We start from the raw sequence: 15,744 nt of genomic DNA, 5'->3' as shown, positions 1-15,744 counted from the left end.
CATTAACTGGATGCATATAAGTATATTTTATTATTCATTTCTCTCTGAATATCTATTTATAAAATATTGGCGTGAATCACGCAATGTTAAAGTAAATTTAAGTAATTCCTCCATAACATCTACAAGTTTATCGTAATAACGTGATGCTTTCATTCGACCTGTATCTTCAAATTCAAGAAAAGATGTTGGTACAGATAAATGATTAGGAATAGTGAACATCCTCATGTGCCTACCTATTATTCGCAGTTGATTAACAACATTAAAAGATTGAGTTCCTCCATTTACCTGCAATACTGCTAATGTCTTACCTTGCGTAGGGCATGATAGACCTGTTTCCAAAGTAACCCAATCTATTTGTGATTTAAATACTGCACTAACGGAACCATGATGCTCTGGTGAGCACCAAACTTGACCTTCTGACCATTGCATTAATTGCTGCAATTCTATAACTTTATAATGAGAATCAATAACAGTATCTGGTAAGGGCAGATGATAGGGATCAAAGATCCTAGTCTCCGCTCCTAGAGCATTAAGTAAAAGGGCTGCTTCTTGAATAAGTAAGCGACTAAAAGAGGGGATTCTGTTAGAACCATATAAAAGTAAAATACGTATTTTATGTGAGGATTTTATCTGTTTATCTAACAGTTCTGGAGAAATAATATCTGGTAACTTGTTATTTAAATTTGATAATATATTAGTCATAAAACTTTCCAATAACTCAATTTTATTAATTCTAATGTTATATAGATAACTATACGAAATAGAATTTAAAATCTATAAATCATGAATTAACTACTAGCACTACTATATTTTGAAATCGCTTTCAACCAGAAAAAACGAGTTAAAATAAGAGTGAAAATAGCACATAATAAAGCCAATAATAATATTTTCATTTCTAATATTCCTAAAGCTGCCTGAGCGGGTACATTACTAACAAAGAAAACAGGCAATAAAAAAGTTAACAAAAAACGTAAAGCTCCAGGATACGCACTCACCGGAAAACGCCCAACATCCATTAATGAATAACAAATAACCCATACGTCTGACACTTTAGTGAACCAAAAAGCAATCAGATTTGAACACATAAACAGGGAATAAAAAATACAAGTACCTAACAGCATGGCAAAATTAAATTGCAAGAAATTAAAAATAGTTAACACATTCTGCTGGTGCATGGCAAATAATACTACTGCATAGCCAACAATAAAATTAGCACCATCCCATATATTAAAACGATGAAAACTAATAAAAAACTGGGTATCAACAGGACGAGTGATAATCAAATCCAAATCTCCTCGTCTGATATATTCAGAAAGAGAATGCACACTTGGAAATAACCAACTATCTATAAAAGATTCAATAATCAGTGTCACTCCTAATAAAGCAACCATTTGATAGTAAGTCCAGCCTCCAACCTGAGATACTTGACCAAAAAAACCGGTCAGCACTAATAATGCCAGTAAACAAGAAAGACTAGAATTTATTAAATTCACTATCGCATTGAAACGAAATTCAAACTCCAGCAAAAAAGAATGCCTCAGTAAGACTAAAAATAATAAAATGTATCTCATTATATCAAGCTCCAGATGCTGAATATCTTCTCAGCCCTGCATTCCATAATAATATTCTGAAAAATGTCAATAGAATAACCCAGAATAACTGTACGCCAAACCCAACCAACAGGAGAAAACCATCCAATTTTCCCAATATTATCTGAACAGGAAAATCTAATGCTGAGGAAAAAGGTAATAATTTCAACCAAAATGTGATACTTTCTGGATATAAATCAAGTGGAATTAACACTCCGCCTAAAATGGTATAAAGTGCCCAAAGCAGTGGATCGAATGCCATAGAGTTATTGATCCAAAATGCCAGTAATCCAAGACAATAATAAAGATGAAATATAATAATCCACGCAAAAGCAAGAGCTGGAATAAAAGTCAGTAAATTGACAATATCTAAACGATAAAAATTACCTGTCAATAAAATACCTAATACAAAGACCAGTGAAATAATCGGCCCTCTGACCATCATCTCACCTGTATGATCAGATATATAACTATAGAGAGGAGAAACTGGCCGCAATAACAGCATTGATAATTCTCCCCTTCGAATATCACTATCTAAACGCCGCATAACCCAAATTGCTGTCAACTGGCGAACAAGATAGATTGAAAGAAAATAAATCGCAAAATCACTTGCAGTATAACCACCGACATCCCCTTCTTTTGCCAATCCCAGCCAAACAAACATGACAGCTATAGGCATAACTCCACCTAATAACCAAATAATTGATTGGGCACGATAGGCAACCACTCTTGAGAAAGACAAACCAATGAGTACTCGCCATAACAATAGGCTTCTCTTAATGCGCTTCAACATTATTTTCACCGTATGAAGATAAATATCTTTCTAAGACTTTTTCGATTGGCTCATCGTGAATAGAGATATCAAGTATTATTTTTTCTTCCATTAGCTTTGCCACCACAGAAGGAAGTAAATCACGTTCTACAGTCAATTCAATACTCTGCTCATCAGCAGAAGATAAATTAATTAAAGATCTTAATTCTGGTCTTATTGGCCCTGAAATGATTGCCTTCAATATTTTCTTTGGTGAGCGTTTTTTTATTAAATGTGATAACTTTCCGTCATAAACAATCTCACCAGAGTTAATGATAATAACCCGTTTAGCAAGAGCTTCAACATCTGCCATGTAATGAGATGTCAAAAGAATGGTTGCATTATTTATCTGATTATAATGTGCAATAAATTCACGAACTGAACGTTGCATATTGACATCCAGCCCAATCGTCGGCTCATCTAAAAATAATACAGATGGCTTATGCAATAATGATAGAGCAAGTTCACATTTCATCCTTTCACCCAAAGATAAATGGCGAACCGGTCTGTCGATAATGGAATTAAGAGAAAGCATATCCACAAGTTGATCACGATATTTTAAAAAATCTTTTTCGTTAATAGAATAAATAACTTTATGTAGTATAAAAGAATCATTAGGTGTTAGATCCCAAGCCAGTTGCTGTTTTTGTCCTGCTACAAATGATATGGATTTTAAATATTCGTTCTTACGTTCATAAGGCGTATAGCCCAATACGCTAACATGCCCTGAAGATGGTTTAATAACTCCTGTTAACATTTTCATTGTGGTTGTTTTTCCTGCTCCATTAGCGCCAAGAAACCCCACAATTTCACCTTTATCAATAGAAAAATCTATTGATCTTACTGCCTTTACTATCGCGTATTCTCTTTTAATGAATGATTTCAAACTGCCTAACAGGCCTGGATTTTTAGTATAAATCTCGTAGGACTTACATAAATTATTTACCTGAATAATGGACATTATTTGAATTTTTCCGTTTGGTATTTTGACACACATATTAATTGCCCATCAGATCCTTTTTCCATTACGAATCCATATAATTTGAGGGCATTATCACAAAAAACATCTTTCCAAGCTTGTTCCGGGATCCCTTGTCGGAAAATATCGATATAAGATTTTAAATCTACCATAGGCCAGCCAGAACCGAAAATTAATTTTTTAGAAGAGCCAAGATAATCCATTATCCAAGATAATGGATATGATATTAGTCTTTTTGCCCGTTCGTCAGGACATGCCCTTGTATCGCCATCAATCAATGATGAACCTTCCAGAAATACATTATTATTTTTAGCAGCAACAACGGCCGCGCTCTGAAACCAGGGGTTACCCGCATGTACTAAAACAAAATTAACATTCGGATAATCAACAGCAATTTCATCAAAAGAAACAGGATCAGCATATTTAACCTTAGCATGCCCCCAGCCGGGATCTCCACTATGAAACATTATCGGTACATTTAATTTTTCAGCAAGAGTATAAAGTGGTTGAAAAAGTACATCAGATGCATATCGATGTATAAAACCAACATTAATTTTTATTGCGAAAGCCTTGCCAGAAATAATTTTTTCTTCAATTATATCAATATTATAATTTAAATTCCTGACAACAGCACAATGGTAAATTTTATGTTTACTTAAGTCACCATAATTTTGTGAAGGTGTTGCAGAATCTGATAACGCACCAACAAAATTGATCCCACTTATTGCTTCCTTAAAGGAATCTAAACTCGCTGTTATTCCACTAAAATGGTCTGGCATTCCTTCAAATTCGGTATGAATATGAGCATCAAATAGATTAATTTCAAATTCTTTCATTTTATCCTCAATTAAAAAATTTATGTTATAATCGAATCAGTATAACTTGACACAATCTACAAGTTCCATAATCATACTGCCTTGTCATTAGAATTTATGATGTTATGTCATATTATTTTAGTTCCACTATAGCTTTACTCCAGTAACCGCTGATTAATACTAGCGGAATAATCAAATACACTATTTCCTTTTACGATATGTAAGGCATATCCTAAGTTAGAATCAACTTTTGTATAAAAACCTTCTTTGGTATAATCTTCTATAATAAATCCTCCCTCTTTTAAATAGTTAAATGATATTTCTATATCAGAAGATAAAAGTTTTACAGCACCTAATCTTGCTCCCTGACTCTCATCCAAATTAGGTCTGACACCAAAATAAGCATAAAATTCATCAGGATGTAACCAATTTAACTGCTGTAAACCTGTTGATAATGAACTTCCTTTAGATTCATAGCAGTCTCCTATCAAAGAAAGAAAGTGATACCAATATTCTCTATCTTCAAGCGGTGTATGTGTACAAAAATAAAAACCACTAATTCCATAAATGTTATTTAACCCATAATTTACTTGAGACCATGTAGGTTTTCTTAAAAGATATTGTATAAATTGAAAATAACATCCGGGTGTATAACGCTCAGAAATATCTAAAATAGCCCATGCCGCTTTTTCCCATCCTGGGATATTAGGAATCATATATCTGACCTTATCAAGATCATGATAAGATTCTTTCAGTTTATTTTCACAATTATTAATATTTCCTGTTGCAGCAACAAGAGCATAAGGATAACCAAACTTTGATGCCCGCAATTCGGTTGCTCGGCAAGAGGATTCAAATTGATTCTGATTTATAACTTCAATTAACTCCAAATAACAACCTGTAAAATGAATAAAAATGCTCTCTTTTCCACCATCATGTTGTATACAGTTAGAACTCACCAAAAAGCCAGAGCGATTTAACAAAGAAATGGCCTTTTGTCTCTTTTCTGTCGAAAGAATACTATAACAATGGTCTATCAAAGCAATTGTCACACATCCTCTCCTTTTCCTAAATATTCCTAAACCTGATTAAGATCTGCAATATCTGTATTTAATAAAGAAATATCGACTGACGCTAATATTACTTTCAATTGTTCGATGCTATTAACTCCCACTACAGGCGCAACCACACCAGGTCTTTGCATCAGCCATGCTAGTGCAACTTGGGTACTATTTATTCCATTTTTATCTGCAATAGATTGGACAAGATGCAAAATTTCCCAATTTCTATTGTTGTCATAAAGTTTTCTTACATCTTTTTCTCTGAAAAATCCATCACTCATACTTCCTTGATGATATTTTCCCGTCAAAAAACCTTTAGCTAGAGGTACATAAGGTAACATTCCGATTCTTTCTTCCTTACATAGCTCCATCAACTCAGATTCATATTCACACTTTTCTAGAAGATTATATTTATTTTGTATTGTTACATAAGAAGCATAACCTCGCTTATCACTCAAGCCTAAAGCTTTCATCAATCTCCAAGCTGAAAAATTCGAACAACCGATATAGCGTACCAAACCCTTTTTAATTAAGTCATCCAAAGTCCTCAGTGTTTCTTCCATGGGAACATCAAAATAATCATCATGTACTTGATAAAGATCAATATAGTCAGTATTCAGACGTTTAAGTGATTGTTCAACTGCTTTGATAATATATTTCCTTGAAATACCTTCATTATTTGGTTTATCATTCATCGGAGCTGAGAACTTTGTTGCAATGATGAGATCATCTCTCTTTGAATAAGATTTTAACCATCGACCAATAAAGGACTCTGATAATTCACCGCCACTATTCCCATTAGGAAGATAAATAGGATAACAATCAGCAGTATCAATAAAATTTCCACCATGCTCAGTAAATACATTTAATATTTCGCAGGCTTCCGTTTCATCAACCCATCGGCCAAATTGTTGTGTACCAAGACATATGGCTGAAACATAAGCGCCACTATTTCCAAGTGTTTTATATTTCATAGGAATAACCGTTACTCCAAGTCATAATCAAAACGAGGTCTTTTACCTTCTTGAGGAGAGATCCCTCCTCGACCACCAGCACCTTCAGGATGAACAGCAAGTTCAGGCCGTATGGAACGGAAATTTTCACACGCCAGCCATACCCTATACATTAACCTTTTTTTCGCTGGATCTTTACTATCTTTAAATGCAGTGCGTGAATGCAGGAAAAGGTAATTATTGAAAAAGAGCATATCTCCTTTTTCAAGTGAGGTAATCCAGCAAAAATAAGAGGATGTAGATAATTCATCAATATAATCAATAGCTTTATTTAAAGGCAATGGTATTTTTTCCTTCCGTGCAAATGCCGTCGCAAGCATATTAAATCTTAGGTATCTAATACTAAGATCTCCATTATATTCAGAAAATATAGGAACATTATGCTCTGTGATTTCACTGGCTCCCAGAGGATGTTCATTCAGACGATGATACGGGTATCCTGTATATAAAGCGGGTAATAAATCAGGTCTAGTTTTCTTAATCGCTTCATGTAGTGCCAATGCACTGGCAAATTTGCTTTGCCCTCCCTGTTGCGCTGGTCTAACACAAAGCATGCACACCATATCTGGTTGGTCTGTATGCATAAACAATTCTTCTTTATTTCTATAACCCCGGGCATCAGGATCGATATGCGTCATATCTTCTACTCGCCCGAGAATATCTCCCATCACACTTTGAGAAACAGGTGTTCCCATCAAACTACAAAACCGCAAAAAACGTTCACCTAATTCCGTTTCATTTAGTTCATTAATAAGCATTCCTTTTAATATAACAATTCCATTCCCATTTTTGATTCGTTCATAAATATCGGTTGCTAGTTTCTTTAATTCACTATCGACATAACTATGTTCTATTTCTTCATGAGATAATTCAAACATTATTCTGCTTACATTATGTTCATCCAATTGAATAACACATTGTGAGTATATTTCATTATTGAACTTATCACTAATTTTTCTAAATATTTTATTTTCTTCATTTAGCATATCTTTCACCTTTTAAATATTCCTCTGACAACTCAACATTTTTATTTATATACTATCCTCATCTTTCAAGTTACAGCTTTGTTGGCTGCATCCTGAAATCTGTAGGGTATATATGTTGTTGCTATTCATGGATCAATTCCGCCACCATTGAATTCAGAAATTTCTATTTTATAGCCATTAGGATCAAGAAAGTAAACAGAACGAGATGAATGATATTGGATAGTGTCGCCATCAGGTAATTTCACGTTATGAGATTTTAATTTCTGTAAAACAGAATCAAAATCATCAACAATAAACCCAACATGAGTAATTTCCAATCCCGCATTTTTAATGCCAGCTCGGTCAGCATATTCATGCAAACACAGGTATAATTTATTTTTATTTCCCAAAATAACCCAGCGAACCATCCTCCTCAATCCAGCTTCCTTCTTTTCAAATCCGAATACATCTTCATAAAAACGGATACTCTCATCAAGGTTAGCTACTTCCATTTGAATATGATCAAAGCGTGTTACATTAATTTGCCTTATTTCATTCATACTATCATCTCTTTATGTTTAGATGTGAGAAAACCTTGCTCATCCCAACTATTGATGAATTCACGAAAATAACTTTTAGATTCTAAATCATATTTTGATGATACCCGGTAACCAGATATCCCTGATGAAATGTTTGTTTTATCCATTGTAAGAACGTTTTTAAAACTATTAATTGCTTCCTGATGATCACCAAGATATTCATGACATACACCAATCATATATTCATTAAAAGCTACTCTCGGCAAACCTATCTGTTTTGCATTTTGGTATTGTTCTAGTGCTTTAGAATATTTATTTTGTTTCAGGTAAACCTCAGCAAGTTCTTGATAGTTAACTGACCAGTATGGATCAAATGTAACAAGCTCCAGAGCGTATTCTTCTGCTATATCCCATTGCTTGCTGACATACATCATTTCTTTAATTGATGATTCTAGCACTGTCTTTTTCGCTGTCTCAGCGAGTACTGTCTCTAATTCATTTTCTGGTTCAAGTATATCAGAAAAATGCTGAGATTTTAGCATAATGGAACGAGTCTTAGGTATATCGTTTATTGCCGCAGGTACCATTGCATATGCACGATAAAATGATGAAAGTGCTAATTTAGCTTTAAATGTTTTACGCTCAATAATTTTTTCTGAAATAAATTCTCCACACTGTTTAAACCATTCGTAAGTCTGTAAATCAATTGTACCTGTTTTTAAATACCAAACTATAGCTAGGGAAGCAGCCTCAAGAATGTTTTCTTCAGATATATTCTTATCTTCAATAATCTGCTTTATTCTTCCAAATAAGTCTGAGCAATCACTCCCTGACACTAAACGATTACGGACAATAAATGATGTAATAAAATAAGTTATTTTCTGTTCTGGTTGAAGTTTTTCAGGATTTACTATCGATAGGATATCCTGAGCTAAATGATACCGTGCCGTTGTGATAAGTGCTCTCGCCAAATTTACTTTTTGTATATCTGGTAAATAAACTTTCATAGAGAGCAGCCATTGTAAAGCATTACCCGGACCTGCACACTCATAATTAAAACAGGTGACATCTACGTAGGGAATATTTGCAATCTGAGCAATCTCTTTCAGAAATGAATACTCCATTGCTTGAGTAATTACATACCCATTCATATCAAAATTATGATTTGTTAAAGCTAAGCAGGTTGCTTTAGACCAAATACTTTCTTTATATTCTCTTCTATTATAATGCAGAGCTGCCTCTATTAAAGACTGAGATCCAGAATACATATTATTCTCCAATTTTTTATTTTTGACAGTGTAGTAGAAACGGACGAATGCTAATTTATTCGTCCGCTCTAAACACTTACCTACAATGTGTTATTCTAATGGCTAAAAACAAAACATTGCAGGATTTATAGTTAAATCAATACTTGTGTAATTAATCATATCTTATCTCCTTTAAATTCAACATATAATGCAAACATTATCATAACAATAACAATCAATTGTTACCATTAGAAACAAAACATTGCAGGGTTTATAGTTAAATCAATACTTGTATAATTAATCATATCTTATCTCCTTTATGAAAATATATATCACAACATAGTAATATGTTATCTAGGATATTATTAGGTAGTGCTTTATCTTATTAACTCTTAACATTGAATAAGAGTTAGCTCAATTCAAACATGAACAAAAAATAATGTCAACACACATATAAAACAAAAAAAATAAATAACACTGACTTTCCACGTTTAAATAATAACATTAAATGAAATTGAAACTTGAAATAATTATTTTTCGTATAATTTATTTGATACCATAATGCGACCACATATAATTAATTTTATATGTATACCATAGTATTTTGATACATATAGATAACTGATTACCATGATAAAATACTAAGATCCTCTCCCAATAAATAGGAGATATTTTATATTATAACCAGCTCGTTTTTTAATTTAAGAAGATATTTATTCATGAATAAGAAATCGATAGCACAATGGTTCATTTCTTATGAACTCTGGCAGGTAATAGAACACCTGCTGCCCCTACATAAAACCCATCATCCTTTGGGATGCCAGAGTCGCCGGATTTATAACCGCGCTGTCAATGGAATGCCCTTAATGCCATGCTACCGGAATTTGTTCTTCAAGCAGTGCTCATAGCCGTTTTCAGGAATGGGTCACTGCAGGCATCTTTGAGCGACTCTAGCAAAATGGCTTGCTCGCCAGTGAAAAAATAGGCGCTATCGATTGGAGCACATTAGTACTGGGTGGTTGTTTAGCTTAAAAAACTGGCTGTAACCCGACAGACAAAAGAAAGCAAGAGATCAAACGAAGTCTGCTCACTTATGGCTGTTGTTCCAGTTAATGTCCATGATATCAAACTATTATCGCTACACTGGAAGGTTTGCAAATAGGACGTCGTGGTTATGACACTAAACTCCACATGGATATGGAAGAAACCATCACTAAAAGTTTTCTATTCAAAAGAAGATTTTTCAATGACGGCTTAACGTAAACAAAATTCAGATTAATTATATGGCAGAAGTCAAATATGAGTGAATTACATTATCAGGATCTGTTGACAATAGGTCGACGTATTCAATCACGAGAAATTTCTTCAGAAGAAGTCACTCGAGAACTACTTAACCGTATTGAGCACCTTGACTCTACCCTTCATAGCTATTTCATTGTAATGGAAAAATCAGCAATAACGGAGGCTCGAATGGCCGATGAAGAGATTGCACGTGGTGAGTTCCGTGGATCACTACATGGAGTTCCTGTGGCAGTAAAGGATTTGCTGTGGGCTAAAGGCGTGGTGACAACACACGGTATGCCTCTGGTTAATCAATTCATCCCTCTAGAAAATGCAACTGTGGTTGAGCGACTACGTACTGCAGGTGCTATTCTACTCGGCAAGTTAATCCAAACTGAAGGTGCTCTTTTCGAACATCATTCACAATTCACACCTCCCATTAATCCTTGGCTAGAACAACTCTGGTCTGGTGCTTCTTCCAGTGGCCCAGGTGTTGCTACCGCAGCAGGGCTTTGCTATGGTTCCATAGGTACAGATACTGGTGGTTCTATTCGCTTTCCTTCTGCTATCAATGGCATTACTGGTATTAAACCCACATGGGGGCGTGTCAGTCGCTATGGTGCATTTGAATTGGCAGCATCGATGGATCATATTGGCCCAATGGCCAGGAACGTGGCTGATGCTGCGGCTATGCTACAAGCCATTGCTGGACGTGATCCGAAAGACCCTACCTCTAGCACACTCCATGTACCAGATTATTTAGCGCTGATGACCCGTGGAGTGCGTAATATGCGTATCGGTGTCGATGTTACTTGGGCATTAGATCGCGTAGATGAACCCACAAGATTAGCGCTAACTAAAACGCTCGACCATTTCATCAAATTAGGGGCGAAGCTAGTAGATATTACTATGCCTGACACTCTTCAAGCCGCACAAGACTGGGATCCGATATGCTCGATTGAAGCTGCTGTAGCACATGAAAAAACTTTTCCGTTAATGAGGAAGCAATATGGCTCCGGTATTGCGGAACTATTAGATCTTGGTCATAGTGTTAATGCTCTCGACTATCAGAAATTGAGATCGCGTAGAGCAAACCTTACAGGATGCATCAACGGTATTTTCGAATCGGTGGACGTTATATTCTCACCAGTAATAGCAATTGCAGACTTAACTCATAAAGTAATGGACATTTTGGGACAAGGTAACGATATGTCATATTACACTAGCGCATTTAATTTTACTGGTCACCCCACGATCACGTTACCTTGTGGCCGAACCAAAATTGGGACACCAATTGCATTCCAAATCGTTGCTCCACATTTTGATGAAGTTACGATGATACAGGCTGGCTGGGCTTATCAGCAAGTCACTCATTGGCATAGTCTTCATCCACCTATTTGATGAATCTTTGTGGAAACAAAAATCAAACCTGTTCCCTTTGTCATTAAGAAAATCGCCACTGCGTTTTGGAATGCAAACTACGATAGAGACTGCCCCTAATTTTAGGTTGTAGTTTTTATAATCCCCTTTATACTCTGGGGTGTTTTCTTGTCGGAGTGCCTAGTGTTTACCTTGCATCATGTAAACACAGGCTGAGACCGTTAATTCGGGATCCGCAGAACCTGATCGGGCTAATACCCGCGAAGGGAACAAGAGTAATCACCCCGCTGCCAGTCATCGTACATTTATGCAAATACATGTACAGACCCCAAACAGCATCAACCATTACTCCCTGCGAGCTCCAGACAAGCAATTTTCTCAACTTAAGCCTGATCAACAATGAGACAGGCGATAACACAGTCAGGAATTTGCTATGTCTAAGTCCAACGATATCGTTATTTCGAATACTGTTATTCCAACGGCGGATATTTCGCCAAAAGCCCATCCCGCAAGGCCACGCAAGGCTCAGCGAGACGCGGCTCAAGCATTTATTCATTCCGTTCAAGGCATCACTTTCCCCAATTCAAAGCGCATTTACCTTGAAGGCTCACGTCAAGATATTCAAGTGCCGATGCGTGAGATCCAACTTTCTCCCACATTCATTGGTGGCACAAAAGAAAATCCCCAATTTGAGGAAAACGAATCCGTTCCCGTTTATGACACTTCCGGCGCTTACGGCGATCCGGCGGCCATACTGGATGTCGAGAAAGGCTTACCTAAACGCCGCCAACCGTGGATTGATGAACGCAATGATAGCGAGCCTGTTTCGGTTCTCAGCTCCGATTTCACGCAACAGCGCCTTACTGATGCCGGATTGGATCACCTGCGCTTTCATCATCGTCCGCATCCACTAAAAGCCAAATCGGGCAAACGGGTTACCCAGTTACACTATGCACGCCAAGGGATCATCACACCAGAAATGGAATTTATCGCACTACGCGAAAATATGGGGCGTGAGCGTATTCACAGTGAAATCTTGCGCCAGCAACATGCAGGGCAAAGTTTTGGTGCCAACTTACCGGAAAACATCACACCGGAGTTTGTCCGTCAGGAAGTTGCTGCCGGTCGTGCGATTATTCCCGCTAACATTAACCATCCTGAATCTGAGCCGATGATTATTGGCCGCAATTTTTTGGTGAAAGTGAATGCCAATATCGGTAACTCCTCCGTCACATCCTCTATTGAAGAAGAGGTGGAAAAACTGATTTGGTCTACCCGCTGGGGCGCAGATACCGTGATGGATCTCTCCACCGGACGCTACATCCACGAAACCCGCGAATGGATACTGCGCAATAGCCCAGTTCCGATTGGGACTGTTCCGATTTATCAGGCACTGGAAAAGGTCAACGGCATCGCAGAAAATCTGACATGGGAGATGTTCCGCGATACCTTGCTGGAACAAGCCGAGCAAGGCGTGGATTATTTCACTATTCATGCGGGTGTACTGCTGCGTTATGTACCAATGACCGCCAAACGTCTGACCGGCATTGTTTCCCGTGGCGGCTCAATTATGGCGAAATGGTGCCTTTCCCATCATCAAGAAAATTTCCTCTACACTCACTTCCGCGAAATCTGTGAAATTTGTGCGGCCTATGACGTATCCCTCTCTTTAGGGGATGGATTACGTCCCGGCTCAATTCAGGATGCTAATGACGAAGCACAATTTGCAGAACTGCATACCCTCGGTGAACTGACTAAAATCGCATGGGAATACGATGTTCAAGTCATGATTGAAGGGCCAGGGCATATCCCAATGCAACTCATTCGCCGCAATATGACGGAAGAGCTGGAGCATTGCCACGAAGCCCCATTCTATACATTAGGGCCACTAACGACCGATATCGCCCCAGGTTATGACCATTTCACCTCCGGCATCGGCGCCGCCATGATTGGCTGGTTTGGTTGTGCCATGTTGTGTTATGTCACTCCCAAAGAGCACCTCGGTCTGCCTAACAAAGAAGATGTCAAACAGGGGCTAATTACTTACAAAATCGCAGCACATGCGGCTGATCTTGCCAAAGGCCATCCGGGTGCACAAATTCGTGACAACGCTATGTCGAAGGCGCGCTTTGAATTCCGCTGGGAAGATCAGTTCAATTTAGCGCTTGATCCTGACACTGCCCGTGCTTATCACGACGAAACCTTACCGCAGGAATCCGGCAAAGTTGCCCACTTCTGTTCCATGTGTGGACCAAAATTCTGCTCAATGAAAATTACGCAAGATGTACGCGACTATGCCGCAAAACTGGAGCAGGCTGCGGGTATGGAACAGATGTCCGAAGAGTTTCGTTCCCGTGGCAGCGAACTCTATCACGGTGCTGAGGAGGTGGCGCGTGAAAAATCAGCCTGATATCCCAACACTCCCACAAGCCCCTTTTGCCTCAACCGTGCCCCGATTGGGGCTTTATCCGGTGGTGGACTCCCTGATGTGGATTGAGCGATTACTGGAAGCTGGTGTCAGAACCCTGCAATTGCGCATCAAAGACCAGCCGGAAGAACAGGTAGAAAAAGATATTCAGGCCGCCATTGTGCTTGGACGCCAATATAACGCCCGTTTGTTCATTAATGATTATTGGCGTTTGGCAATCAAGCATCATGCCTATGGCGTTCATTTGGGGCAGGAAGATCTCGATACTGCCGATCTCAATGCCATCCAGCAAGCCGGATTGCGTCTGGGCATTTCTACTCACGATCAACAAGAGCTGGCGCGGGCAAAATCCCTGCGCCCCTCTTATATCGCATTAGGACATATCTTCCCTACCACCACGAAAGAGATGCCCTCATCGCCACAGGGTCTTGCAGCATTAAAACGTCAGGTGGAGAGCACACCGGAATATCCTACTATCGCCATTGGTGGCATTTCTCTGGAACGAATACCCGATGTGGTGGCAACAGGAGTCGGTGGCGTGGCACTGGTCAGTGCCATTACAAAAGCGAAAGATTGGCGACAGGTAACAGCCAGATTACTTCATCTGGTTGAAGGGCAAGATCGGGGGATTTTATGTTAAACGACCAAGAATTTATGCGTTACAGCCGCCAACTATTGCTGGAAGACATCGGCCTCGAAGGGCAAGAGAAACTAAAAGTCAGCAAAGTGCTGATTGTCGGTCTTGGTGGATTAGGATCACCGGCTGCACTCTATCTCGCGGCAGCGGGGGTGGGAAACCTTTATCTGGCAGATGATGACAAGTTGCATATCTCAAACCTGCAACGCCAGATCATCTATCGCAGTGCAGATGTCCCTGCCAACAAAGCCCAATTAGCAGCAAAACAACTGGCTGAGCTAAACCCGCAAATCAATATCACTGCACTAACTGTGCGGCAAAATCGTGACTCTTTGGTTAATGCTGTCAATCAAGTCGATCTGGTTTTGGATTGCTGTGACAACATGGCAACTCGCCATGCCATCAATGCCGCCTGTATTGCAGAAAATAAACCTCTCATCAGCGGCAGTGCCGTCGGCTTTAGTGGGCAATTAATGGTATTGACTCCTCCTTACCAGCACGGTTGCTACGCCTGCCTCTATCCTAATCAAGAAGAACCTCACCGAAATTGCCGGACAGCCGGTATCTTAGGCCCTATCGTTGGAGTCATCGGCACCTTGCAATCATTGGAAGCAATAAAAATGCTGGCAGGTCTTCCTTCTTCCTTAAATGGAAAACTCCGGCTGTTTGATGGCAAACAGCAAAGCTGGAGCACATTACAGCTTACTCGCTCATCACAGTGCCCAATTTGTGGCGCTACCAGACAGGCTGATAAAAAACGGTCAGGAAAAGAAGTCGCATGAACATTATTGTCAACGATCAGTCAATGACACTGAACGCACCTATGACAGTGCAACAATTACTGGAACATCAATTGTCGGAACATATAGAACACACGCAATCAGGTACAGCTTTGGCTATCAATCAAACCATTATTCCGCGTTCAGAGTGGCAAACCCATCAGATTAATGACGGGGACATCATTTTGCTGTTTCAGGCCATTGCTGGTGGCTGATATTG

The 15,744-nt window shown here is 38.5% G+C and carries 15 protein-coding genes, 1 pseudogene and 1 riboswitch; of the genes and pseudogenes, 6 read left to right on the top strand and 10 right to left on the bottom strand.

Annotated features, from left to right (window positions below):
- Positions 1–30 precede the first annotated feature (30 nt).
- From arsH to Xish_RS09580, 10 genes are all read right to left on the bottom strand, one after another.
- Positions 31–702: an arsenical resistance protein ArsH gene (arsH, locus tag Xish_RS09625; RefSeq protein WP_099117682.1), complete on the bottom strand. Its 672-nt coding sequence runs from the start codon at positions 700–702 to the stop codon at positions 31–33.
- Between the two features lie 86 nt (positions 703–788).
- Positions 789–1,571, bottom strand: a complete 783-nt coding sequence (locus tag Xish_RS09620; protein ID WP_099117681.1) for an ABC transporter permease — start codon at positions 1,569–1,571, stop codon at positions 789–791.
- A 4-nt stretch (positions 1,572–1,575) separates the two neighbouring features.
- Positions 1,576–2,382, bottom strand: coding sequence for an ABC transporter permease (locus Xish_RS09615; RefSeq protein WP_099117680.1), 807 nt, complete (start codon positions 2,380–2,382; stop codon positions 1,576–1,578).
- On the bottom strand, positions 2,366–3,361 hold the full coding sequence (locus tag Xish_RS09610; RefSeq protein ID WP_099117679.1) for an ABC transporter ATP-binding protein: 996 nt from the start codon (positions 3,359–3,361) through the stop codon (positions 2,366–2,368). The genes Xish_RS09615 and Xish_RS09610 overlap by 17 nt, the downstream gene beginning before the upstream one ends.
- Complete coding sequence (locus tag Xish_RS09605) at positions 3,361–4,215, bottom strand: amidohydrolase family protein (protein WP_244185973.1); 855 nt, start codon at positions 4,213–4,215, stop codon at positions 3,361–3,363. Before Xish_RS09605 ends, Xish_RS09610 begins: the two co-directional genes overlap by 1 nt.
- A gap of 134 nt (positions 4,216–4,349) precedes the next feature.
- The gene (locus Xish_RS09600; protein ID WP_099117678.1) at positions 4,350–5,246 is read right to left on the bottom strand and encodes a hypothetical protein; all 897 of its coding nucleotides are present in this window, start codon (positions 5,244–5,246) and stop codon (positions 4,350–4,352) included.
- Between the two features lie 26 nt (positions 5,247–5,272).
- On the bottom strand, positions 5,273–6,229 hold the full coding sequence (locus Xish_RS09595) for an aldo/keto reductase (protein ID WP_099117677.1): 957 nt from the start codon (positions 6,227–6,229) through the stop codon (positions 5,273–5,275).
- Between the two features lie 11 nt (positions 6,230–6,240).
- Positions 6,241–7,254, bottom strand: coding sequence for a TauD/TfdA family dioxygenase (locus Xish_RS09590; RefSeq protein ID WP_099117676.1), 1,014 nt, complete (start codon positions 7,252–7,254; stop codon positions 6,241–6,243).
- Between the two features lie 125 nt (positions 7,255–7,379).
- Positions 7,380–7,793, bottom strand: coding sequence for a VOC family protein (locus Xish_RS09585; protein ID WP_099117675.1), 414 nt, complete (start codon positions 7,791–7,793; stop codon positions 7,380–7,382).
- Positions 7,790–9,040, bottom strand: a complete 1,251-nt coding sequence (locus Xish_RS09580) for a tetratricopeptide repeat protein (protein WP_141553968.1) — start codon at positions 9,038–9,040, stop codon at positions 7,790–7,792. The genes Xish_RS09585 and Xish_RS09580 overlap by 4 nt, the downstream gene beginning before the upstream one ends.
- A 698-nt stretch (positions 9,041–9,738) precedes the next feature.
- Here Xish_RS09580 and Xish_RS09575 point away from each other — a divergent pair.
- The 6 genes and pseudogenes from Xish_RS09575 to thiS all read left to right on the top strand — a co-directional run.
- Positions 9,739–10,216 (top strand): annotated as a pseudogene (locus Xish_RS09575) (transposase family protein); the annotation flags it as partial.
- A 102-nt stretch (positions 10,217–10,318) separates the two neighbouring features.
- Positions 10,319–11,701 carry an amidase gene (locus Xish_RS09570; protein WP_099117674.1) on the top strand — a complete coding sequence of 461 codons (1,383 nt, stop codon included), beginning with the start codon at positions 10,319–10,321 and terminating at the stop codon, positions 11,699–11,701.
- A 141-nt stretch (positions 11,702–11,842) separates the two neighbouring features.
- Positions 11,843–11,966: riboswitch (TPP riboswitch) on the top strand.
- Between the two features lie 147 nt (positions 11,967–12,113).
- Positions 12,114–14,090, top strand: coding sequence for a phosphomethylpyrimidine synthase ThiC (gene thiC, locus Xish_RS09565; protein WP_099117673.1), 1,977 nt, complete (start codon positions 12,114–12,116; stop codon positions 14,088–14,090).
- Entirely contained in the window at positions 14,074–14,748 is a 675-nt protein-coding gene (gene thiE, locus Xish_RS09560; protein WP_099117672.1) for a thiamine phosphate synthase, read from the top strand. Before thiC ends, thiE begins: the two co-directional genes overlap by 17 nt.
- The gene (locus tag Xish_RS09555; protein ID WP_099117671.1) at positions 14,742–15,527 is read left to right on the top strand and encodes a HesA/MoeB/ThiF family protein; all 786 of its coding nucleotides are present in this window, start codon (positions 14,742–14,744) and stop codon (positions 15,525–15,527) included. Before thiE ends, Xish_RS09555 begins: the two co-directional genes overlap by 7 nt.
- Complete coding sequence (gene thiS / locus Xish_RS09550; protein WP_099117670.1) at positions 15,524–15,739, top strand: sulfur carrier protein ThiS; 216 nt, start codon at positions 15,524–15,526, stop codon at positions 15,737–15,739. The genes Xish_RS09555 and thiS overlap by 4 nt, the downstream gene beginning before the upstream one ends.
- Positions 15,740–15,744 lie beyond the last annotated feature (5 nt).

Origin of the sequence: Xenorhabdus ishibashii, from assembly GCF_002632755.1 — a bacterium.
GTDB classification, from domain to species: Bacteria; Pseudomonadota; Gammaproteobacteria; order Enterobacterales; family Enterobacteriaceae; genus Xenorhabdus; species Xenorhabdus ishibashii.
This window is presented reverse-complemented; position numbering and strand designations above follow the sequence as displayed.

Excerpts from the sequence above, each read along its gene's own strand:
- thiS (WP_099117670.1), top strand. The coding sequence starts at position 15,524 with ATGAACATTATTGTCAACGATCAGTCAATGACACTGAACGCACCTATG.
- thiC (WP_099117673.1), top strand. The coding sequence starts at position 12,114 with ATGTCTAAGTCCAACGATATCGTTATTTCGAATACTGTTATTCCAACG.
- Xish_RS09615 (WP_099117680.1), bottom strand. The coding sequence starts at position 2,382 with ATGTTGAAGCGCATTAAGAGAAGCCTATTGTTATGGCGAGTACTCATT.
- Xish_RS09595 (WP_099117677.1), bottom strand. The coding sequence starts at position 6,229 with ATGAAATATAAAACACTTGGAAATAGTGGCGCTTATGTTTCAGCCATA.
- Xish_RS09555 (WP_099117671.1), top strand. The coding sequence starts at position 14,742 with ATGTTAAACGACCAAGAATTTATGCGTTACAGCCGCCAACTATTGCTG.
- Xish_RS09620 (WP_099117681.1), bottom strand. The coding sequence starts at position 1,571 with ATGAGATACATTTTATTATTTTTAGTCTTACTGAGGCATTCTTTTTTG.
- Xish_RS09590 (WP_099117676.1), bottom strand. The coding sequence starts at position 7,254 with ATGCTAAATGAAGAAAATAAAATATTTAGAAAAATTAGTGATAAGTTC.
- Xish_RS09570 (WP_099117674.1), top strand. The coding sequence starts at position 10,319 with ATGAGTGAATTACATTATCAGGATCTGTTGACAATAGGTCGACGTATT.
- Xish_RS09605 (WP_244185973.1), bottom strand. The coding sequence starts at position 4,215 with ATGAAAGAATTTGAAATTAATCTATTTGATGCTCATATTCATACCGAA.
- Xish_RS09610 (WP_099117679.1), bottom strand. The coding sequence starts at position 3,361 with ATGTCCATTATTCAGGTAAATAATTTATGTAAGTCCTACGAGATTTAT.
- arsH (WP_099117682.1), bottom strand. The coding sequence starts at position 702 with ATGACTAATATATTATCAAATTTAAATAACAAGTTACCAGATATTATT.
- Xish_RS09580 (WP_141553968.1), bottom strand. The coding sequence starts at position 9,040 with ATGTATTCTGGATCTCAGTCTTTAATAGAGGCAGCTCTGCATTATAAT.
- Xish_RS09585 (WP_099117675.1), bottom strand. The coding sequence starts at position 7,793 with ATGAATGAAATAAGGCAAATTAATGTAACACGCTTTGATCATATTCAA.